Genomic DNA, 20,064 nt, shown 5'->3' on the forward strand with positions numbered 1-20,064 from the left:
TAATTCAAACTTGAAGAGGTAGTGTCGTTTACTCTAGCAATGCTTAGTTTTTCCACCACTGGTTTTACTACGCCAACGAAAATCATCAGTAGTAGAAGTTACTTCTTTCTGATCATAAATCTTCCACTTACCGTTCTCATTTTGCAACGTATACTTGAATATTCCCTGTTCTAAACAAGTCGTTTTTCGCTTAGGATTTTTATTCCCCTGCTCCACGCGCATTCTCTTTACTTCGACGACAAAAACACATATACCCTTATCGCAGGAGAAATCCTTCTTGTTAAATCCTAGATTTTTATAACTGCTTAATGAGACTTCATTTTTCTTATAGATTTCGAGGTTTTTCTTTATTTCTTCAACGAATTTCCCCCCAGCCAAATCTTCAATTTTTTTCTCGTCATAAGGAGAGGAATAAATCTTTTTCTTGGCTTCTAAATAAGACCAAATCAAAGTATGAGCACCTTCAAGACTTAAAGTTTTTGGAGCTTCAGGAGATACTTGAATATTAGGAGACGGTAGCGGAGTTTCTAGATAAGGGTCATCAAGTCCTTTGCGAGTGTCCTCTTCTAAATTGTTAGACCAAATATCCTTAACTAATTTATCTATTTTGTCATAGTGTTGAAGTAAAAGATATATGACAGCAATTACAATTACAAACTTAGTAGCTGCCCGTCCGTTTTTCCATAATCCAACGAAAAAACGAACAACTTTAAAGAATTGGAGCAAAACCCACTCAAACGGCGTATTTCTAAACAAAAAAACGAAGAGCTTCAGAGAACAGATATACCAATAGCTGGGAAATTCGTCCTCACATTGTGCAAGTATTTCTTCAGCTTGGAAATAGTACTCTTTTGAGCTATTCAGCAAATATTCGGACTCATAATAACGTCTTGATATTAAATAATCTCTACGACTCAGGTTATTAGTTTCTTTAAAGGCAGTACGTAAAGTTAAATTTGCTAAAGCTTGCAAGGCTGTTACTTGACATGCTCTCAGTGACCACTGATTAGCAATTCGTATAGCATCTTCACAAAGAGATTTGGAAGTCCAATAGACTCGCGCGTTACGTGCTTCTTCAAGCAAAACTTGTATTACTTCTTCAACTATTTCATTAGGGTCTTCATACTCTGTTAGTTTTTCTTCCAAAAAGAGCTTGGCTATTGGGTTAACTGTAAAATGTGTTTCGGCTTTGTATTTTGTTTTAGATGCAAGATTAAAGCGGCAGAGCAGTTCTACTGAAAATACTGCAAATCCTGAGCTCGAAGATAATTTACAAACCATCTTCTTTGAAGCTCCATTAGGAAATAATCCTACTTTACAAACAACTACTTGTGAGGATTCACTTAATTTTCCCCAAAAACCTTCTAGTGGAATTCTGACTTCCTCAATTAGTGCTGGATGGCTTAATCCAGCGTGTTCTATTTGCTCTAAAAAATCTCTTAAAGATAGTTTAGAATTGTACGATAGGAATTTCCCTATAGCTTCAATTGCCAACTGTAGATGTCCCAGTTTCTCGATCAGTCTCTCTTCAACGCCGTATTGACGAGAAAATCTTGCGCTTGAGACTCTATTATTTCCAGTAAAAGCCTCTAGTAGCTGTAAAGATTCTTCGAAAGATAAGCCACCTAAAGGACAGACAAAATTACCTTCCTGGTGTTCTCGAGTCGTAACCAGAACGTAGAGATTGCCATCAAACTGGGTTTGCCAAGTCTTCAGTAGTACTTTGTGTTCTCTAATAGAAATATCGTCCCACACAAGAAGAAAGATAAAATCCTTCTGAAAATTCTTTCGGTGAGTAAAGAAACTATTAGCAATCTGCTCAGTTAGACTATTTCCATCTGCCCAAAAAATCCCTCCCAAACAAGCACTTCCATACTGCCTAATAAACTGCTTTGCAAGTTCAGTTTTACCACTTCCATACATCCCAGATATAATAGCGAGGCGATGTTTTTCTAAAGAACCCCACAAGAATTCCAACTCCTGTTCTCTACCAATAAAAGTAGATGAATCTTTACAGGTAATCGCGTTAGGCAGATTTACTCTCGACAAGTTTTCCGCTGAACTTATCAGTGTAATATTTCCAATACTAACGTTGCCACCAGCAGAAATGTGATTGGCAGCAGATTGTGATGATTGCTGAGGAACTTCAGAAGACTCTTCGCTCATCCATTCAACTTCCTTCTTGCGTTTGGGTCAGCTCATCAATTACAAGATCTCCTCCAACCTTCAAGTCACTTGCCATCTCCTGATTAGCAGATGACTTAGCTTGCTGAGACAAATGACCAAACTTTAAATTACCTTCAACTTGCAGACGAGTTGCCAATTGCTGAATGCTACGTAGTTCGGCTGACTGGGAAAGGTTGCCAACTTCTGCATTACCTTTAACATCGACGTTGGTTAACATCACCTGGTGAACAATTGCCTGCGCTGTTTTCTGTACCTCGGCAGCGATCTCAGGATCTGCCTGAGCAGCCTTAGCAAGCTGTGCAGCAGCAGCTTTCAAATTCTCTTCTTTTGTAGCTACAGAAGCCTTCTTTTCGACTTCCTCTATTGCCGTTGCGGTATTCGGAGATTTTTTCCTCAATACTTGTCTCAGTTTGTCTATTCCTAACTCCACAGGAAGTTCGCCAATTTTTGTGAGCGACCCCTCAATGACCTTCTTCACTGCTTCACTAGCAATCACTCGCGTAATAAGCTGTGAAGCCACTATTAATAGTGTGGGCAAATCCATAATCTTAAAGTGCTTCTGTTGACTTCAGTAATTCTACTTACAAGCGTATGCGTTGCAAGGCTAAGTGCCAGTGACAACAATCACAGTCAGCTTTTTTCACGTGGATAGCGTAAATCTTGTTAAACTCTGCCGCATCGTATCTAAAAGGCGATTTTTCTAGGAAGAGGCTTGAGTAGTGCTCTCCAACCCTACAATCCGAAAATTACCAGCAGCACTGAGCCGATAGGGATTTAGACTGGAGGAGCTATAGTTGCGATCGCGTCTCAGTACAAATACTCCATCCAACAACGAGTCAGTCGTGGAAAACAATTTATTGCAGCGCATCACTCATAATCCAGATATTTGTCATGGCAAACCCTGCATTCGTGGGTTGCGCTACCCGGTTGAGTTCATCCTTGAACTTCTCAGCTCTGGCATGACCACTGAAGAAATCCTTACTGACTACGACGATTTGGAAACAGACGATATCTTTGCCGTTCTCCTGTTTGCTGCCCGCCTGAGCCAGGTCAAAAGCATCCACAAACTGGCATCATGAAGTTTCTCGTTGATGCTCAACTTCCTGTTCGGTTAGCTCGGCTGCTTCAAGAGGCGGGACATGACACCATCCACACCAGAGAACTTCTCCAGCAAAACGCGACTCCAGATTCAAGCATTAATGCACTTTCCATTCAGCAAGAACGAGTCGTTATTACCAAAGACTCAGATTTTGTCGATTCTTTTCTTACCGTGCAGCAGCCCTATAAACTTCTGCTCGTGACAACAGGGAACATCAAAAACTCAGAGTTAGAAAGGCTTTTTTTGACAAGCTTACCAACCATCCTAGCTCTGTTCTCCCAGCACACTTACATCGAGTTGAGTCGCGACTCCGTGATTGTTCATCAGTGAAAGATGAACCCGCTTTTGTTCCCACCAATCAGCCGTTACTTCGATCGGCTCTCCACTCTCCAGACCCTCGACTAACAGAGACTCAACGCGTTCCTGCTGGGCGATGCGTTCCTGCTCTCGCACAATCAGGTGATAAACATAGTCATTGGCAGAGTTGAAGCCTGCCGTGATCGCCCGCTCCTCTACAAACGATTGCACCTGGTCTGGAAGAGAGATGTTCAGCATTCGCTACCAACCTCACAACATTGCATCATTGCTTTTAAGATAGCTAAAAACGTGGGTCAACTCGCTCAAGCCACTGTTCAATCCCTTTTTTCGTCGGCACTCCCCCCTCTGTAAATGCCCAAATAGCTCGCCGTTGCTCTGGACTATAGCTAATGTGAAGCGGTCGATCGCTCCCGTAGTAGTACAACGAGTCAAACGGTAACTGCTGCTCTAGAATCCACTCCACAACTCGATCGCTCTCCACCCCCACAATCCGAAAATCACAGGCAGCACCTAAGCGATCGCAGTAATACCTGCCATTCCGATTCACCTCATGAGCCATGTGCTGGTCACGACTTGGATCAACCCGCCCGTTTTTGATCCCCGTCTCCGGGTCTTTCTGACTCAGAAACCGCTTCAAATCCTTGGAGCAAAACCCGTAGGTCAATTGAAACTGCTCTTTGCCAAAGTGATCAATCACCGGGTCAAGGGTATGATGACACAGGACCTCTAACGCTGGAAGCGTCTCCTCCAGGTTTTGTGGGTACGGGTCAATGCGGTCAGCATACTTCCGGTACGTCTGCGTACACGTGCAAAACTCCTGCAACGTCAGGTACTTTCCCAACAAGTTTTCGTACATGCAAGCGCAAACCTCCTGAAGCGGGCACCCTAACTCTGAACAGAGTCTAAAATTCCACGATACAAAATATGGCTGCCCTCCTGACAAAATCCAACTTTATGAGCGGGCTGCAATGCCTTAAAAAACTTTGGTTGGAAGTACAGGAGCCACACCAAGCCACTGCTCTCTCCCCAGCCCAGCAACGCATCATCGACCAGGGCGAAGAGGTTGGGCATTACGCCCGTCAGCAATTTTCTAATGGGCAATTGATTGTGGGAAACGGAAACGAGGCTCTTCAAGCTACTCAAGATGCGATCGCAACCGGAGCCTCGCGCCTTTTTGAAGCTGCCTTCAGTTTTGAGGACTTCTTCGTTCGGTGCGACATTCTTCAGAAAACTCCAGCGGGCACCTGGGAATTGATTGAGGTCAAATCCTCTAGCAAGGTTAAAGATGAGCATCAGTGGGATTTAGCCCTGCAAAAATACGTTTTGATTGGGACAGGGTTACCTATTGGTGCAACCAAGCTGATGCATATTAATACTCAGACTTGCTACTTTCCCAATCTGGTAGACCTTTTTTTAATTGCAGACATCACCGCAGAAGTCGATTGCCTCCTGCCAGAATTACCCAAGCGACTGAAGCAATTCAGGGCAACCTTAGCTGAGAACCTGGAGCCAACACTGGCGATACGTGCTGACGCACAGGCTATCGCCATCGGCAAGCACTGTGCGAACCCCAACCCTTGCCCGTTCACGCAAGCTTGCTGGCAGCATGTCCCTGAAATCTCCATCTTCACCATCCCTCGCCTGGACTGGAAGAAGAAAGACGCGCTGCTTACTCAAAGAGTGCTGGCGATACGTGCTTCGCACACACTCCGTGACCGCCGACCTGCCACCCAACTACCCTCTGTCAGAAAACCAGCGTACTTACGTTGATAGCGTTCTCAGCAATCAGCCTGCCGTGAATACAGCAGCGATCGCAGCCAGCCTCGCCGAACTCACCTATCCCATTCACTTCTTTGACTTTGAGACACAAAACCCTGCCGTCCCTAGATTTGATGGCTTAAAACCCTACGAGCAGTTTCCCTTCCAGTACAGTTGCCACGTCCTCCACGAACACGGGCACGTCGAACATCGCGAATACCTCCACACCGACACGTCCGATCCAAGGCCGCCGCTCGTTGTCGCGCTAACCAGTGACATTACTCCTGTTGGTTCCGTCATTGTCTACCACCAATCTTTTGAAGCCAGCCTGCTGCGAAAACTGGCTCAAACCTTCCTTGCCTATGCGCTTCAGTTGGAGGCGATCGCTACCCGACTGTGGGATCTCGAAGTTATCTTCAAGCATCACTACAAGCATCCTGACTTCCGAGGCTCGACTTCGATCAAAAAGGTTCTGCCAGTTCTCGTGCCATCCTTGAGCTACAAAACCTTAACTATTCAGCGAGGCGATCAGGCACAGACCGTTTGGGAAACGATGATTGCCTGCACAAACCAAACGGAGAAGCAAGGGCTGGTTGATGACCTCTGTGCTTATTGTCAATTAGACACTTTGGCAATGGTAGAAATTTACCGATCGCTCTAAGAGGCTGCTTGAAAAGTGATTGGCTGTGATGTTAAGCACTCAGAGATCCCCCCTAGCCCCCTTAAAAAGGGAAAAACCCGCCTTAAAGTCCCCCTTTCTAAGGGGAATTTAGGGGGATCTGTACGATTTGCTACTACCAGTTGGACTTTTAAAACACCCTCTAAGGAATAGTCGGAGTAGAGCCTTAAATTCAACGGTTTTAAACTAAAATGTCTCTCTAGTTTTATGGCTTGATTTTACCAATTCCAAAGAATTATTAGAGGAATAGGGAGTACGTTTGACTATCAATTGGCTATCAGAAAAAATAGTTGAGTTTAAAATCCTTTCCTGGCAAGCTTTTTGGATCACAGTCTTCTTCCTTCACACAAGGAGCCACTGGTTTGGGTCCAGTACCATTTCTACAGCTTTTAACAAGCCTTGGGGTACAAACTGGGGTACGGACTCTAATTTGTTGGCTGTAAGCCTTATTCGGCAGGGGTTGATGAGCTGATTTGTAATCAGCCGGTCGCAAGTTCGAGTCTTGTCACCAGCTTTCAGGAGAAATAAGCACATCCCTTGTTATATAGAGGCTTCAAGCGTTCTCTGCTGAGTGATGTTGTTTTTGTGTTGAGTATTTTTAGGGGTAGTTAAGGCTGTTGAGAGTCGAGAATGAGATAGAAATTTGGAGCTGTGTGTACTTTGGTACTAGGGCGCGTCATCAACTAAGCTCAAAAACCTTGAGTATCAGCCTTACCGCGCCCGTCCTCACAAACAAGGCTAAGGGCTGGAACCCTTGCTGAAAGTCATGTGTATGAGTCATTGATGACAGCCCCTAGCAATCTCAATCGATTCACCTTCAACTCGATGTACTTCTTCAAGTCCCACCGCAAAGCAAGAACGAGTCGTGTTATAGAGTGCAGACAAATCACCAAACTCGGTTTTCAGAACTTGAGCAGGCGTGTATACTGACCAGGAATTTTACTTTTGTCAATCTGCTAATGGATGGCGAGTGGTTCCTGCAGTTATAACGATGAGCCTCATGAAAAAACAACGTCTGCACCATCTGCTCTTACTGATTACGATCGCTAGTTCAATTTGCAGTTACCTAGCTATAGCCAAAGCCGAAACTCAGGCTGAAGCCACAGCTACAACTACAACTACAGTTGCAGCCAAAGCCAAAGCCGAGCAAGCAATACGTGGGCTTGCGACCTGGTATGGGTCTGAATTCAGTGGCAGCAGAACCGCCAATGGCGAAATGTTTAATCCAAATGGTCTGACAGCAGCCCACCACTCTCTGCCCTTTGGAACTCAAGTGCGAGTCACGAATGTGAAAAATGGACGTTCAGTGGTTGTCCGCATCAACGATCGTTTAGGTGATCCCGGCGTTATCATCGACCTTTCAATGGGAGCTGCGAAGTCTATTGGTTTACTGGAAACGTCCCCAATCACAATGGAAGTGTTAAGGCGCTAATCAAGGCAACTTTAACCCTCGTTTGTCACTCTCGCTCGGACAAAATTTGAAAGCTCCTTCCAATCCGACTTTCTAGTTTCAACTGTGCAAAGGTAGCAAAAGAGCAAAACGGCTAGAGTGTCAAGAAGAAAAGCTTTGGCGTTCAGGAACAGCAGATTTGAGACGGTTTTAAGAATACATTCTCGAAGTGTCGATCAACTAAAGGTGAGTCCTTAAAGGATGGAGTTAATCACGCGGAGGATAGCCTGACGATAAACCTCAATACCAGCAGCGTTGAGGTGAACGCCATCTGTTGTTAAAGAGTCTTTGAGCGTCTTACCAGCAAAGAGCGGTTGGAGTGCGGATGCTTCGACAGGTATATGTTCGGCTGTGGCGACTTGATCAATGACCTGATTGATTGCTTCAACGCGCGCAATTGGCCCCGCCAAATTGGGCTTTTTGCTTGCCGCAAGCGTGGAGTAAAAGGCTGGGAGCAATGCTATCTCTGTCGCCCCTAATTGACGGGTCAGCCCGATCGCCGCTTTGAGGTTTTGGCTCACGCGATCGTCCGCGATGGTATACCAGGCATCGTTTGTGCCGATCGCAATCAACACATTCTGGCAGATCACCTTCTTCGCCACAAACTGCTTCAGTTGCTCTACCAAAGAGACGCTGCTCATGCCGCCAAGGGCAAAATTAACGGTTTCTGGCTCCAGGCTATTGACCAACTGTGCCGAAATGGAATCGCCAAAGAGACACATTGAGTAGGGCTTGTTTGCACTGACGGTTGCCTGGTAAGCGACGAGCGTTTGCCAGAGCGGAGTTGCTGGCAGCGTATCGGTAGGTGGTTTGGCGCTAGAGGCATCAATCACATTAAGGGTGCTGGGCAGGTCGAGTTTAAGCTGTTGATCGGGATACGCTTCTAAGAAGCTGAGAATGCTAAGTCCCTGAGCCTTGATGCCAAGAACAGCCGCCGCCCTTAGCGCCTGCACGCCTGCTCGATCGCCGCCCACGATCGCCGTTGCTAGTTGCTTGAGCAGGTTCACCCCAATCGGCCCATTTAGCACTCGATCGAGGGCCACTAAATCGATCGGCAGCTTGACCTGAAGCAGTGACCGTAGCTCCTGTTGCTGTTCTCGACTGGTAAAGCGCAGAAAGAAACCGAGAGAAGACGAAACGGTGTTGGTTTCAGCGTACTGTTGCAAATCGGCCACGGGCAGCGACTGTTCAAACAAGCCGTAGCGGACAGCAATTTTTTCAGCCGCTATGCTGGGTGCTGCTAGCAGGAAAACTGCTATTAGAACAGCACTACTGAGCAACACGCCGTAACGATAACGCTTCATAGGCTCTTGCTTGCATGGGTTGAGGTGGTGGGCGTAAAAATCTCTTACAGGTCTGTTTCTAGCGGGATGTACACGCTAAACGTTGTCCAATCATCGGTGCTGGTTGCTTCGATCGTGCCTTGAAGCTGTGCTACCAGCTTCTTAACCAGTGCTAACCCTAGCCCGGTGCCTCGGTGCTGCCAGGGATTACTGCTGGGAATGCGGTAAAACTTATCAAACACTCGTTCAAGCTGATCCCCAGAAATCTCGACACCTGAGTTGCTGACGCTAATCTGAATGTGCGATCGGGTTGTTAAGGTTGGCTCGATCGCTTGAACTGACACAATAATAGTTTCGGCTTCAGGCGTGTACTTACAGGCATTGTGCAGCAATTCATTCAGAATGCGTTCAAGGTAGGAGTAGTCAGTCGCCAACGCCGGAAGAGGCGCTGCAATACGGGTTTCGAGACGCTGCCGCTGGTTGCGGACACGATCAATAAAGGGCGTTACCAGTTGCGGTAGCCAGACCTGAAGGTCGATCGTTGTGCAGTTCAATGGTTCTGTTTGCCGTTCCAGGCGGGATAGATCGAGGAGATCGTTAATAAGCATGGTTTCGCGCTGACACTCATCGCGCAAAACCTGAAAGTAGCGGGCAACCCGTTGAAATGAAGCAGGTTGCAAGACGAGTGAAGACGGGTCAGCCGCATCTCTGCTACGCCCATCTTCCGTTTTTAACAGCACCACTTCTAGCATTTGAATCGCCATTCTGATGCTAGACATGGGGGTACGCAACTCGTGCGATACCGTGCTGACAAAATCATCTTTGAGGTGGTTGAGTTGTTCGAGTTCATCCACTTGAGCCTGCACTGCTTGATACAGGCGTGACTGCCGAAGGGCGATCGCGCATTGGTTAGCAACTTGCTGCACGAGCCGCACTTCTTGATCCGAAAAGATGTCGCTAGCGTGCTTGACGAGTCGCAAATCGCCCAGTACACCTTGATCATCCACAATGGGACAAGCTAGACGCACAACCCGCGTTTCAGGCGGACGACCATCCAGACTACAGTACTGAAAATGCAGCCCGTCCAGGAGTTGCTGATAGACCTCTGGAAACACTGCCATTGGGATCAAGTTCCCTTGCACCAGCGCCACGGCTGTTTTGTACTCATAGCGCACGTTAACCGCTTGTTGGCGAAGATCATAGACGGCAACGCTGCACGTGTTTACGCCAAGCGTAATGGCAAGCTCTTCTACCACCGCACGCAAAATCTGGTCTTCGTCCAGGCTATCGCGCACCCGATCGGCAATTCGCTTCAGGGTTGCCTCAAAGCTAAAGGCTTGTTGCAGCAGGGTTGTGCGCTCTTGCACCTGTTCTTCTAGCCGCATGTTGAGTGCCTGCACTTGCTGATAAAGCTGAGACTGCTGAATGGCGATCGCTAACTGATCACCCACAGCGCGAGTCAGCTCAATCTGCCAGTCTTGCCAAACAAACGGTTCTGGCCCTCGGATCAGCGTAATGTTGCCCCAAACCAAACCACCCACCTGCAGTGGCACCGCCAGCCATGCACCCGGAAACGTCTGCGCCAGAATTTGAGTCATTTCATCGGGAACGGTGCTGGCATCGTCTAACCGCACAATCTCAAGTCGCTTCAGTCTCGCTGTGATTGGGTTTCCTTCATCAGGAATTTCTAGCCCCACGACATCTAGCCCCACTGGAGCAACATCTGGACTTTGGCAATAGCTTGCCTGATGCACCCAAATCCGTTGCTCTGGCAGGTATTGCAAAATGTTAGCCTGCTGCACCTGAAGAAAGCGACCCATTTCCATCACGGCTGTATGAAAGATGGTATTGAGATCCAGCGAGTTGCGAATGGCTTGAATCACCCGATTGAGCGCCTGTTCTCGCTGTGCCTGCTGCTGGGTTTGCTGGTAAAGCTGGCTTTGGTGAATGGCGATCGCCACTTGAGCCGAGAGATTCTTTAGCAGCTCAATCTCTGAGTGGCTCCATGAACGAGGGGCAGAGCAGTGCTGCACCGCCATGAGTCCCCACAAAGACTCGTCTGGCTGTAGCTCTGCTGGCTGCACCTCTACTACTTGTAATTGAGTTAAGGGCAACAAAACGGGGATCACCAAATTTGCCCTGACCTGATACTGCCTGAGCAGATGGACATAACACTCAGCCAGTCCCGCATGCTCAATATCCTCGGTACTGCTCACCTTTCCGTGCAAGTAAGGCAGCAGGCAATCTGCCATGACCAGACAGGGATCAAAGATGTGATGGCCCAACATGTGTGTCCAGCCATCACCAACCGACTCAACAATGACGAAGCCCTTCCAATCTGGATCAAAGCGATAGATAATCACGCGATCGGTCTGAAGCAGTTGACGCACCTCCGTCACTGTGGTGTTGAGAATGTCATCCAGATCGAGCGACTGGCGTACTCGTTGTGCGATCGCCACCAGCAGTCCCTCCCGTTCTGCCTGCTGGCGTAAAATGGCCTCCGCCTGCTTATAGGCCGTAATATCCCGACTGACGCATAGCAAAAACTCGACGCTGCCATCTTGAGCAAACTCTGGCACAACCCGCGCCTGATAGGTTTTCACCCCGTCAAGCATTGGAAATTGAAACTCTGTAATTTGCTCTTGCCCCGTATGCAGAACCGCTCGCAGCGTTTGCTCCCAAAGCTCCACCAGAGCAGAGGGCATGCCCAATTCTGCATTTGTGCGCCCAATGAACGCTTGTACCGGAAGCCCAGCAGCCGTTTCTACAGCCGGGTTGACATAGACATAGCGAAAGGCTCGATCGAACCGCGCCACAATATCAGGAGAGTTTTCTGCCAATGCTCGAAATTCTTCCTGACGGCGGTGCAAGAGTGCTTCTGCTTGTCGCCGTTCGGTCACATCCTGAAAGACCAGAACGCTTCCTGTAATTTCGCCCTTCTCGTTTCTAATGGGTGCGGCGGTATCGCCAATCGCACGCTCTAGCCCGTTTTTTGTTTGCAACAGGCAATGATTCGAGACACTCACACTTTCACCCTGCCGCATGGCCTTCAAGAGCGGGTTCTCGATCGCCTCCCGCGTTTCGGCATGGATCAGGCGCAAGATGACCTCCGCAGACGCTCCCAAGGCTTCTGACTGCTGCCAGCCGGTCAAATTTTCAGCGACCGCGTTCATAAAGGTAATACAGCCATTTTGGTCTGTGGCGATCGTGCCATCCCCAATGCTGGCTAGGGTGGTTGCAAGCCACTGTTCAGCTTGTTCAAGCTGCTGCTCTAACTGGTAGCGGCGTAGAGCGATCCGAATCGTTGTATACAACCCCACCCGATTGAAGGGCTTCACCAGATAGCCAAAGGGTTCAGTCGCGACAGCCCGTTGAAGGGTTTGGTCTTCAGCGCTGGCAGTGATGTAGATGATCGGCACACCTAACTGCTCACGGATTTGTGTCGCTGCCCCAATACCATCCAGCCCACCTTCAAGGGAAATATCCATTAAGACAAGGTCAGGACGTTGAGCAATAGCTACACGGACGGCCTCTGCACCCGATGTTACGCTAGCGATCACAGTATATTCAGAATGCTCTAAAAACTCCTGAATCACTAAGGCAGAAACGATTTCGTCTTCAACGATTAAAATTCTTGCCATACGTGAAACGATCGTTCCTGATAGACAGGGCAAAGCGAGATGATACCATTCTCGTCTTGCACGAGGCGAAGTTGAATCAGGAGAAATGAGGATCTTTTTTGCTGCTGTCAACCCAAGCTAAGTACTGATGCTGGCATTAACGACTCAGTAACAACATCAGGCCGATCCCTCTTTCTACTATTTATTTCTGCTATCCAAATTATATTATGCACGCGATCGCTAAACGGACAACCGAGTCACCATAGCAACATTTAAACCAAGCCATAGCCTTAAGTGAGTGGACGTTGCTGATTCTAGGTATAAAAAAGTGCTGTATGCTCGAAACTTCGGTTCGGTTCATACTGCTTTTCAGCAACGCCAAATGAGTACACTTCCCACGCATGTACAGGCTTAGAACGTGATGATATACGCGAATAGAACATACTGCGACGGGCACAAGCTTATGAGCGGGATGATAACAGGTCCGGCTGTGATAAACCTGATTCTGCACACAGATTAACTGAGTAACAGCAAGTCGTTCATCAGAGAATGTTTTAAGGGATATAGCTCATCCCCAACATCTCTCAGGGCACGGCGTGTGAGCAACCATAGTTTGAAGACTGAGGAGACAGCTTGCCCCGCGCCGCACCTCTACGCGAGGCATTCGGCACTGCTCAAACACCTTTTCATGTCTCGCCGCTTTACCATGCGTAGAGCGTACTAACAGGAAGACGATCGCAAGCTTTAGCTCGCCAGTTTCAGGCTTTCTCGTTTCACCAGGCTGGGCTTGACCGATCGAGAAACTTCAACGATGTTCTCGTGTGCTTGCAGGTACTGATTAAACTCGTCAGCATCACGAAAAATCTTAAGCGACTGATCTAGCCCGGTCAGTTCAAACAAGATTCTTACCTGCTCATTCATAGAGCATAAAGCAATCTGCCGCTTTGAAGCTCGCACTGACTTTAGTGCTTTGACTACAGCAATAAAGCTGGAACTGCTCATGGCTGTAATATTACCAAAATCGACTAAAACAATAGCTGCATCAGACTCAAGCATACGCTTGACTTCAGCATGAAAAAGATTGATAGCAGCCGTACTGAGGAAATTAGACGGCTGAATGACCTGAATTGAAAAGCTCATAAACAACAGCCCTTATAAAGTTTGAACGTTTCAGGCTCGTTACATGCTGATGCTATAGCCTGTGACGAATGAAGTGCGATAAAGTTTCCTTGCCTAGCGTTATTCGAGAAACTAAAGCAAGTTCGCTTCCACAGGCAAGGAGAAATCGCTTAAGCCACAATGTAAAGCGATTCCAAAGCTGAGGAATCCGTCCCAGGAAAGAATTAAAGCCCACTGATGAAGAATTTTTGACGTTTTCATATGAGTGAAATAATCATTTCTAGAAGTTTTAACCTGTAATAATTAGTAGATTAGCAATGATTAATCGTGCCAACCTAAGCTATGAAAAATCCCTATACTAGTGCTAAAAACTAACATGGCTATCAATCAATATGGATGGTTATTGAGTTATTAACTTAACCAAAGTTTACTCGAACGCAACCGTTGAAAATGTATTGCAGATAGCACATCGATCGTGCAGCATTCACGAGTGCTAGCTCAGACGCGCCGTGCTTGACCATCAACCGACCTTACTCCGGGTCGTCAGTCAAGGTCTCAATTAACAAATCCATTTGTTGTTGACGCTGGGACAAAAACCGTTCGCATTCGCTCAGGTAGCTGACGGCAGCCGTGAACTGGTCAAACACGTCCGCCAGTTCTAGTTCGCCTGACTCAATGCGCGCCATAATCGCTTCTACCTGCCGTACCGCTTCCTCATAGCTCCAACCGGGTGACGGCATGCCTACAGACAGATTGCGATCGACATCACTCATTTGATGGCTTGCGTAACGTTGTATAGAGGCTTGATGAATGCTCACGGCAAAGGAATGAAACGTCTACCCCGCTTGCATGTCTTTCGTGTCTCATAGTCTATACCTATCACAATTGCTCAACGTTGGGCAATGGCGGCAAGACAGCTGTGACCTTGACTGTTAGTTGCCCCTGAGCGAGTTGGAGATGCAATGTTTCACCAGGAGTCACTGTTTCAGCAGCACGCACGACTCGTCCGTCTACATCACGCGCCACTGCATAGCCCCGTTTTAGCACGGCTGCTGGGTCGAGTGTAGCAAGCTTTTGCTGAAGTGCTTGACAGTGGTAGGTTGCCTGCTGAATTTGCAGTGCGCTGCCCTGCACCAGACGTTGACGCATCCAGTGAAGCTTTTGGTGCTCTTGCTGAAGCTTACGATCGAGACGCAGTTTATGCAGTCGATCGCCCAACCGTCGCTGTTGCTCATAGGCGGTTTCTAGGCGAGCATGAATCGCGGCTTTGAGCGTCAACACGCGCTCCTGATGCGCAGTGTGCAGAACCACTAACTGGGGTACCGCTTGTTCTGCGGCGGCGGTAGGGGTATGAGCGCAGACATCAGCCGCCAAATCGGCTAACGCTTCATCGCGTTGATGCCCAATACCCGCAATGATGGGGATCGCACAATCTGCGATCGCTCGCACGACCCGTTCGTCATTAAAGCACGCCATATCTTCGATCGCACCGCCACCACGTGATAGAATTAGTACATCCGCTCTACCGTCTCGCTCCACTCGCTGGATGGCATTGACGATCGAGGCTGGAGCCTGTTCACCCTGCACTAACGCTGGAGAAAACAACACATGCAAACCCGCATATCGCCGTCTCAACGTGCGTTGAATATCGCCCCAAGCTGCTGCTTGCGGTGAGGTGACCACCGCCACCGCTTGGGGATGAATGGGCAACGCGCGTTTGCGTGCAGGGTCAAACAACCCTTCCGTTTCGAGGCGAAGCCGTAGCTGACGATACCGTAAGGCTCGTAGCCCTTCACCTGCTGGTAAGGCTTGCCAAACAATGAGTTGATACTGTCCCCGCTGGGGGTGAAGGTGGATGCGCCCCAGGATGATGAGTTGTTCTCCTTGAACGGGCAGAGTTGTCAGTCTGTCTAATTGACTGTTCCACACGACACAACTGATGGCGGCCTTGGCATCCGGGTCTTGAAGGGTAAAAAATAGTCCGCTACGATAACGGGTCGCGCTGGAAACTTCCCCTGTCACCCAGATCTGGCTCAGTTGATTGTCTTGTTCCAACAATGCCTGAATATAAGCCGTTAAACCTGCTACAGACAGTGCTGTATCGGGAACCAATAAGTGAGGCAAATAGGAGGTCATCGTATGTAACTTATGTAACTTGAATGAGGTGGCGATACCACCAAGCGTTCGCTGCAATCCTGATCACGCAACTGCCAGGTGCGGTAAAAGCATTGTCGCTGGTGAAACGTAGAAGGCGTTAGGACGATCGACCATCTCTAGATTAGCGAGACTTTATTAAATTGTTCATACTCTCGGTGCGCCATCAGCAATTGCAGTGCTTTTTCGCTGGTGTGACTTTACGCAAGTCCCTACTCTGCTCCGTAACCATTGAACGGGGTGTCGCGTTTGATCCTGAGGTGTTGCCATAACGAGATGATCCGTTCGGAGTCAGTGGCTTAGAATAGAATGCCTTTAACACTTAATCGCATTCAATTCAACCATTTGCGGCGGCCTCGCTAAGACGCGACCTCTCTTCAAGTCAAATCCTCTAAAACGGTTTACACCTCACTGTTTCAAGTCTGTACGTTCTGTCTACTCACCTACTGAATTTTCTCCATTGAGGCGCTCATGGCTACTAAAACTGACAACTCTGATAAAAACAAAGCCTTAAATCTCGTTCTGACTCAGATTGAGCGTAACTTTGGCAAAGGCACAATTATGCGCCTGGGCGATGCGACTCGGATGAAGGTTGAAACAATCCCTACCGGAGCGCTAACGCTGGATTTGGCACTGGGAGGTGGGCTGCCCAAAGGTCGTGTGATTGAGATCTACGGGCCTGAAAGCTCTAGCAAAACGACTCTAGCGCTCCATGCACTGGCAGAAGTCCAAAAAGCAGGTGGTATTGCAGCGTTTGTGGATGCAGAACATGCGCTTGATCCCATCTACGCCAAAGCTTTGGGAGTAGACATCGACAATCTCCTGATCTCACAGCCCGATACAGGTGAAGCGGCACTCGAAATTGTCGATCAATTGGTGCGATCGTCCGCGATCGAAGTCATCGTGGTAGACTCCGTGGCCGCCTTGGTACCTCGCGCCGAAATTGAAGGCGAAATGGGCGATTCTCACGTTGGGTTGCAAGCCCGTTTAATGAGTCAAGCGTTACGTAAAATTGCGGGCAATATGGGCAAATCGGGCTGCACCGTCATTTTCATCAACCAGTTGCGCCAAAAAATTGGCGTGACCTACGGCAGCCCCGAAACCACTACAGGGGGACAAGCGCTTAAGTTCTATGCCTCTGTGCGCCTGGATACGCGCCGCATTCAAACCCTTAAGAAAGGGACTGAAGAATACGGCATTCGCGTCAAGGTTAAGGTGGCTAAAAATAAAGTTGCGCCCCCCTTCCGCATTGCTGAGTTTGATGTGATTTTTGGCAAAGGAATCTCAACCCTCGGCTGTTTGGTTGACCTGGCAGAAGAAACGGGCGTACTCGTCCGCAAAGGAGCCTGGTACAGCTACGGTGGCGAAAATATTAGCCAGGGGCGCGATAACGCCATCAAATATATGGAAGAGAAGCCTGAAGTGGCCCAGAAAGTTGAGCAAGAAGTGCGCCACAAGCTAGAAATTGGTGCTGTGGTTTCGGCCAACTCTGTGGCAGCGGCAGAGGTTGAAGATGAGGATGATGAATTGCTTGACGATGACGAATAAACCAGACGCTCAACTCTAGAGAAAGTTGGTTTAGAAACGCTCTACGGGATCAGCCGCTAGTCAATATTTGGCTGATCCTGAAGCGCTTCCACCATGAACAACCGTTTTTGCCACTCCAAACTAGTGGTTCGTCAGTTTTGATTTTGTGCTTTGGGTTTAGTGAAGGTTGTTATTTTGTAAGTGAGAAACTCACAAAATAAGTCTTGACAGACCACTAGCCTAGTTGTGGTGATCAGCCGCGTTTCGCTGCATAAAGCGATCTAAAATGTCTGCCTGCTGCTTCATACTAATGGGATAAGCGGCTTGCTCTGGGATCACTTCACTACCGGACATCGTTGGTCTTAAGAACATAGATGTGTCTTTGCCATCAGCGGAGAGCGGTGTATCCCAGTCTGGAACGGTAGATGGCGCTCCTGTCTCTGTAACGGTTAAGTCTTCGGCGCTGGCACAGGCATGTCGAGCCGCATTAATCTGATTCACGATATCCTCTGTTATTGCTTCAGCCGTTTTAGGGGCGTGGCAGATGAAGAAGGTAAACGCCAAACTGCCCAAGCGAATTTGGTCGCCATCTTTGAGCAAGGTGCAATGCCGCACAGGTTCGCCGTTGACAAAGGAGCCATTCGTGCTGTTGAAGTCAATTAGATAAAAGCCTTGCTCGTCTATGTGCTGAATGGCCGCGTGACGACGAGAGAGCCGTTTGTCTTGAATAGGTAACGCCATTTTGCGATCGCGACCAATCACCCAAATGTTCTGCGGTTGCAGCACCGATCGCGTCTTGCCGTTTAGGAGATTCGTGATCACATAGACTTTTTGCCCCTGCACCACTCCCTGGATATACTGCAAAGCCACTTGTTTCCGTGACTTAATGCCAGTATTTTCTAGATCTAGAATTTCATCCAAAAGGCTTCGGTGATGCTCATAGAGCTTCAGGAAAACGCGGTACAGCCCCAAGCGCTGCTCCAGTTCGGTGTTGCCAGAAGCATTTAACACCTGCGAAGAGTATTCAGCCAATGAGTGTGAGTCGAGCATAGCTAGTTCCAAAGTAAGCGGTGAGACCAAAACGCTCCACTCTCAAAGAATGAGAGGTTTGTTAGATGGGTCGGGTGTACCCGCAGGAGAAGAGCGGTTAGTGATCAGGATCAGGTCATTTGAAATGCAAAGAGGGACAGAAACGCTGCCATAGAGCTGTCATAGATAAAGCTTTGCTTCTACCTTAAAATGCCCAGTATCGAGACATAACCGCACGATTACTGGATCATTGTTACGCTTTAAACGGCGTGGCCCAGTAGCACGGCAACAGGCCACGTCTAAAGTTTGGCCCCAATGCTAAGAGCTTATCGCTATAGAAAGTATTAGATGCCAAGTGCTGGGCGCGGAGGACTGTAGACATTCCAGCAGTTTCTCCTGAATAGTTGAGTGCAAATTAATTAGCGCAGGCATCTGGACGATCGACGCTGCTCGAATGAATGTAACCTCCGCTGTATCCCTAGAAGACTGATATGCACACGATCGCTTTTATGATCCGTGCCCTAGCCAGAACAACTAACCCTAGTCGAAGGCGTTACTCTCACTAACAATGCTTCTCGCAGTCAGCAAAACTTCAACAAAATTTCAGTATTCAGTCACCGCAGGGCACAATTCCGATATGGTCGCAAGCCCACCCTGCTAGTAACGTGCATTTCGCTGCTGGACGAGACTGTAGTAGGTAGTGAATGCCCTAAAGAACCGCTATAGTAAATGTTGTGATATTGATCACAACGCAATTCTGTCTTGCTTCAGCCGCTGTCTGAATGAACGTTGGAGAATGAACGTTGGATGGCACGCTTAATCTTGTTAGGACTTACGCAAAAGCGATCATCTTTCGCCCCCTAGCCCCCAATGCTGGGGGAACCGAGCCAATTAAAGCCTCCAGCATTGGGGTTTTTGGGGCAAATGCGTAAGTCCTACTTGTAAAAGCCGCCAGAAGGTTGGGGATCATTCCCAGGTATAGGCAAGGTTGGATAGCGAGTGCTTCTTATGCTGTCGTTTGACAGTGCGACATCTGGCAAGGATGGCACAGGAGAAAAGGGATTACATTCAGTGCATCTACCAGAAAGCTTTTGAGGCGGATTTGTTTGTAAGGGGTGCATGACGTGATTGAACCGAGCAGTGATGACACAGTTGCTCGTTTTCGCCTTATAGCGGCAGATTATTTTGGGATCTACCTATGTTGCTTACTTCGCCAGGGGACAGCGGTTCCTCTCTACCCATGCACTCATTGCCGCCTGACCGTTCATTAGAGAGCCTCGATATTGAGGACAGTCGAGTCGCAACCTCGTCCTTAGAAGCGCTGGCTGAGAGCTATCATGCAACGTCTCAGCTTAAGGATGAGTTGGCTTCAAGCAGCCTTCGTCTTCACGCTGAAACCTCTACACCCTCCAGAGACACGCAGATTGCCAAAGCACCCAATCTAGGCACACCACAAACCTTACGTCACACTACATGGTCACAGCCTTCGTCCCAAAATCTTGATCTGGATGGACTGTATGCTTTGCGCCAAGCCGCCACACTCAAAGCGCCGCAACGATTGTACACGCGATCGTGGAGCAGACGTTCTCTAGCAACGCTGCCGGATGTGAGTGCAAGGGAGCTAAGCGATTTATGCTCCTTTGCTGCACCATTATCGCCGTTGAGGACACGAGATCTCACGGTGCTGTCTGAGTTTTTTCTGCGAGACGATATGTCTGTGATCGAAGCAGACATTAGCCAACGGCTGATCTCACTGCTACCAGAACCCTGCTGGGAAGATGAAGTCTCTAGCTTTCTGAAGGAGCTTTTATAAATCCTTGGTCGGTTGCTCAGCGTATCGC

General features: G+C 48.3%; 17 protein-coding genes and 1 tRNA gene. 8 read left to right on the forward strand and 10 right to left on the reverse strand.

What is annotated here, in order from left to right; genetic code table 11:
* Positions 1-33 precede the first annotated feature (33 nt).
* Complete coding sequence (locus tag AC5JLP_RS12275) at positions 34-2,166, reverse strand: hypothetical protein (protein ID WP_496068197.1); 2,133 nt, start codon at positions 2,164-2,166, stop codon at positions 34-36.
* A gap of 4 nt (positions 2,167-2,170) precedes the next feature.
* The gene (locus AC5JLP_RS12280) at positions 2,171-2,731 is read right to left on the reverse strand and encodes a hypothetical protein (RefSeq protein ID WP_496068198.1); all 561 of its coding nucleotides are present in this window, start codon (positions 2,729-2,731) and stop codon (positions 2,171-2,173) included.
* A gap of 298 nt (positions 2,732-3,029) precedes the next feature.
* Between AC5JLP_RS12280 and AC5JLP_RS12285 the strand changes: the two genes are divergently transcribed.
* Positions 3,030-3,266, forward strand: coding sequence for a DUF433 domain-containing protein (locus tag AC5JLP_RS12285; RefSeq protein ID WP_496068199.1), 237 nt, complete (start codon positions 3,030-3,032; stop codon positions 3,264-3,266).
* The gene (locus AC5JLP_RS12290) at positions 3,263-3,616 is read left to right on the forward strand and encodes a DUF5615 family PIN-like protein (protein ID WP_496068200.1); all 354 of its coding nucleotides are present in this window, start codon (positions 3,263-3,265) and stop codon (positions 3,614-3,616) included. Before AC5JLP_RS12285 ends, AC5JLP_RS12290 begins: the two co-directional genes overlap by 4 nt.
* On the opposite strand, the gene AC5JLP_RS12295 is transcribed toward AC5JLP_RS12290, so the two are convergent.
* Complete coding sequence (locus tag AC5JLP_RS12295) at positions 3,551-3,841, reverse strand: ribbon-helix-helix domain-containing protein (protein WP_496068201.1); 291 nt, start codon at positions 3,839-3,841, stop codon at positions 3,551-3,553. The genes AC5JLP_RS12290 and AC5JLP_RS12295 overlap by 66 nt on opposite strands.
* 43 nt (positions 3,842-3,884) lie before the next feature.
* Positions 3,885-4,460, reverse strand: a complete 576-nt coding sequence (locus AC5JLP_RS12300; protein WP_496068202.1) for a hypothetical protein — start codon at positions 4,458-4,460, stop codon at positions 3,885-3,887.
* Positions 4,461-4,528: 68 nt separating this feature from the next.
* Here AC5JLP_RS12300 and AC5JLP_RS12305 point away from each other — a divergent pair, with 68 nt between their 5' ends.
* The 4 genes from AC5JLP_RS12305 (at position 4,529) to AC5JLP_RS12320 (ending at position 7,473) form a co-directional block, all read left to right on the forward strand.
* Positions 4,529-5,374 carry a hypothetical protein gene (locus tag AC5JLP_RS12305; RefSeq protein WP_496068203.1) on the forward strand — a complete coding sequence of 282 codons (846 nt, stop codon included), beginning with the start codon at positions 4,529-4,531 and terminating at the stop codon, positions 5,372-5,374.
* The gene (locus AC5JLP_RS12310; protein ID WP_496068204.1) at positions 5,316-6,023 is read left to right on the forward strand and encodes a DUF2779 domain-containing protein; all 708 of its coding nucleotides are present in this window, start codon (positions 5,316-5,318) and stop codon (positions 6,021-6,023) included. The genes AC5JLP_RS12305 and AC5JLP_RS12310 overlap by 59 nt, the downstream gene beginning before the upstream one ends.
* Before the next feature lie 450 nt (positions 6,024-6,473).
* A tRNA-OTHER gene (locus AC5JLP_RS12315) sits at positions 6,474-6,555 on the forward strand.
* 486 nt (positions 6,556-7,041) lie between these two features.
* Positions 7,042-7,473: a septal ring lytic transglycosylase RlpA family protein gene (locus AC5JLP_RS12320; protein WP_496068205.1), complete on the forward strand. Its 432-nt coding sequence runs from the start codon at positions 7,042-7,044 to the stop codon at positions 7,471-7,473.
* A gap of 212 nt (positions 7,474-7,685) precedes the next feature.
* Here AC5JLP_RS12320 and AC5JLP_RS12325 read toward each other — a convergent pair whose 3' ends face one another.
* The 5 genes from AC5JLP_RS12325 to xseA all read right to left on the reverse strand — a co-directional run bounded on the left by AC5JLP_RS12325 (position 7,686) and on the right by xseA (position 15,649).
* Positions 7,686-8,795, reverse strand: a complete 1,110-nt coding sequence (locus tag AC5JLP_RS12325; protein ID WP_496068206.1) for an SGNH/GDSL hydrolase family protein — start codon at positions 8,793-8,795, stop codon at positions 7,686-7,688.
* A gap of 44 nt (positions 8,796-8,839) precedes the next feature.
* Positions 8,840-12,415, reverse strand: coding sequence for a GAF domain-containing protein (locus AC5JLP_RS12330; protein ID WP_496068207.1), 3,576 nt, complete (start codon positions 12,413-12,415; stop codon positions 8,840-8,842).
* 723 nt (positions 12,416-13,138) lie between these two features.
* The gene (locus AC5JLP_RS12335; RefSeq protein WP_496068208.1) at positions 13,139-13,534 is read right to left on the reverse strand and encodes an STAS domain-containing protein; all 396 of its coding nucleotides are present in this window, start codon (positions 13,532-13,534) and stop codon (positions 13,139-13,141) included.
* A gap of 509 nt (positions 13,535-14,043) precedes the next feature.
* Entirely contained in the window at positions 14,044-14,331 is a 288-nt protein-coding gene (gene xseB, locus AC5JLP_RS12340; protein WP_496068209.1) for an exodeoxyribonuclease VII small subunit, read from the reverse strand.
* 61 nt (positions 14,332-14,392) lie between these two features.
* Entirely contained in the window at positions 14,393-15,649 is a 1,257-nt protein-coding gene (gene xseA, locus AC5JLP_RS12345; protein ID WP_496068210.1) for an exodeoxyribonuclease VII large subunit, read from the reverse strand.
* A 489-nt stretch (positions 15,650-16,138) separates the two neighbouring features.
* Between xseA and recA the strand changes: the two genes are divergently transcribed.
* Positions 16,139-17,215, forward strand: a complete 1,077-nt coding sequence (gene recA, locus AC5JLP_RS12350; protein WP_496068211.1) for a recombinase RecA — start codon at positions 16,139-16,141, stop codon at positions 17,213-17,215.
* 219 nt (positions 17,216-17,434) lie between these two features.
* Here recA and AC5JLP_RS12355 read toward each other — a convergent pair whose 3' ends face one another.
* On the reverse strand, positions 17,435-18,244 hold the full coding sequence (locus tag AC5JLP_RS12355; RefSeq protein ID WP_496068212.1) for an FHA domain-containing protein: 810 nt from the start codon (positions 18,242-18,244) through the stop codon (positions 17,435-17,437).
* Positions 18,245-19,421: 1,177 nt separating this feature from the next.
* Here AC5JLP_RS12355 and AC5JLP_RS12360 point away from each other — a divergent pair.
* On the forward strand, positions 19,422-20,036 hold the full coding sequence (locus AC5JLP_RS12360) for a hypothetical protein (RefSeq protein ID WP_496068213.1): 615 nt from the start codon (positions 19,422-19,424) through the stop codon (positions 20,034-20,036).
* The last annotated feature ends 28 nt before the right edge of the window (positions 20,037-20,064 follow it).

The sequence above is a fragment of the Stenomitos rutilans genome (assembly GCF_059505485.1).

Excerpts from the sequence above, each read along its gene's own strand:
- AC5JLP_RS12280 (WP_496068198.1), bottom strand. The coding sequence starts at position 2,731 with ATGGATTTGCCCACACTATTAATAGTGGCTTCACAGCTTATTACGCGA.
- recA (WP_496068211.1), top strand. The coding sequence starts at position 16,139 with ATGGCTACTAAAACTGACAACTCTGATAAAAACAAAGCCTTAAATCTC.
- AC5JLP_RS12360 (WP_496068213.1), top strand. The coding sequence starts at position 19,422 with ATGTTGCTTACTTCGCCAGGGGACAGCGGTTCCTCTCTACCCATGCAC.
- AC5JLP_RS12290 (WP_496068200.1), top strand. The coding sequence starts at position 3,263 with ATGAAGTTTCTCGTTGATGCTCAACTTCCTGTTCGGTTAGCTCGGCTG.
- xseA (WP_496068210.1), bottom strand. The coding sequence starts at position 15,649 with ATGACCTCCTATTTGCCTCACTTATTGGTTCCCGATACAGCACTGTCT.
- AC5JLP_RS12295 (WP_496068201.1), bottom strand. The coding sequence starts at position 3,841 with ATGCTGAACATCTCTCTTCCAGACCAGGTGCAATCGTTTGTAGAGGAG.
- AC5JLP_RS12320 (WP_496068205.1), top strand. The coding sequence starts at position 7,042 with ATGAAAAAACAACGTCTGCACCATCTGCTCTTACTGATTACGATCGCT.
- AC5JLP_RS12300 (WP_496068202.1), bottom strand. The coding sequence starts at position 4,460 with ATGTACGAAAACTTGTTGGGAAAGTACCTGACGTTGCAGGAGTTTTGC.
- AC5JLP_RS12325 (WP_496068206.1), bottom strand. The coding sequence starts at position 8,795 with ATGAAGCGTTATCGTTACGGCGTGTTGCTCAGTAGTGCTGTTCTAATA.
- AC5JLP_RS12355 (WP_496068212.1), bottom strand. The coding sequence starts at position 18,244 with ATGCTCGACTCACACTCATTGGCTGAATACTCTTCGCAGGTGTTAAAT.
- AC5JLP_RS12275 (WP_496068197.1), bottom strand. The coding sequence starts at position 2,166 with ATGAGCGAAGAGTCTTCTGAAGTTCCTCAGCAATCATCACAATCTGCT.
- AC5JLP_RS12305 (WP_496068203.1), top strand. The coding sequence starts at position 4,529 with ATGGCTGCCCTCCTGACAAAATCCAACTTTATGAGCGGGCTGCAATGC.
- AC5JLP_RS12330 (WP_496068207.1), bottom strand. The coding sequence starts at position 12,415 with ATGGCAAGAATTTTAATCGTTGAAGACGAAATCGTTTCTGCCTTAGTG.
- AC5JLP_RS12335 (WP_496068208.1), bottom strand. The coding sequence starts at position 13,534 with ATGAGCTTTTCAATTCAGGTCATTCAGCCGTCTAATTTCCTCAGTACG.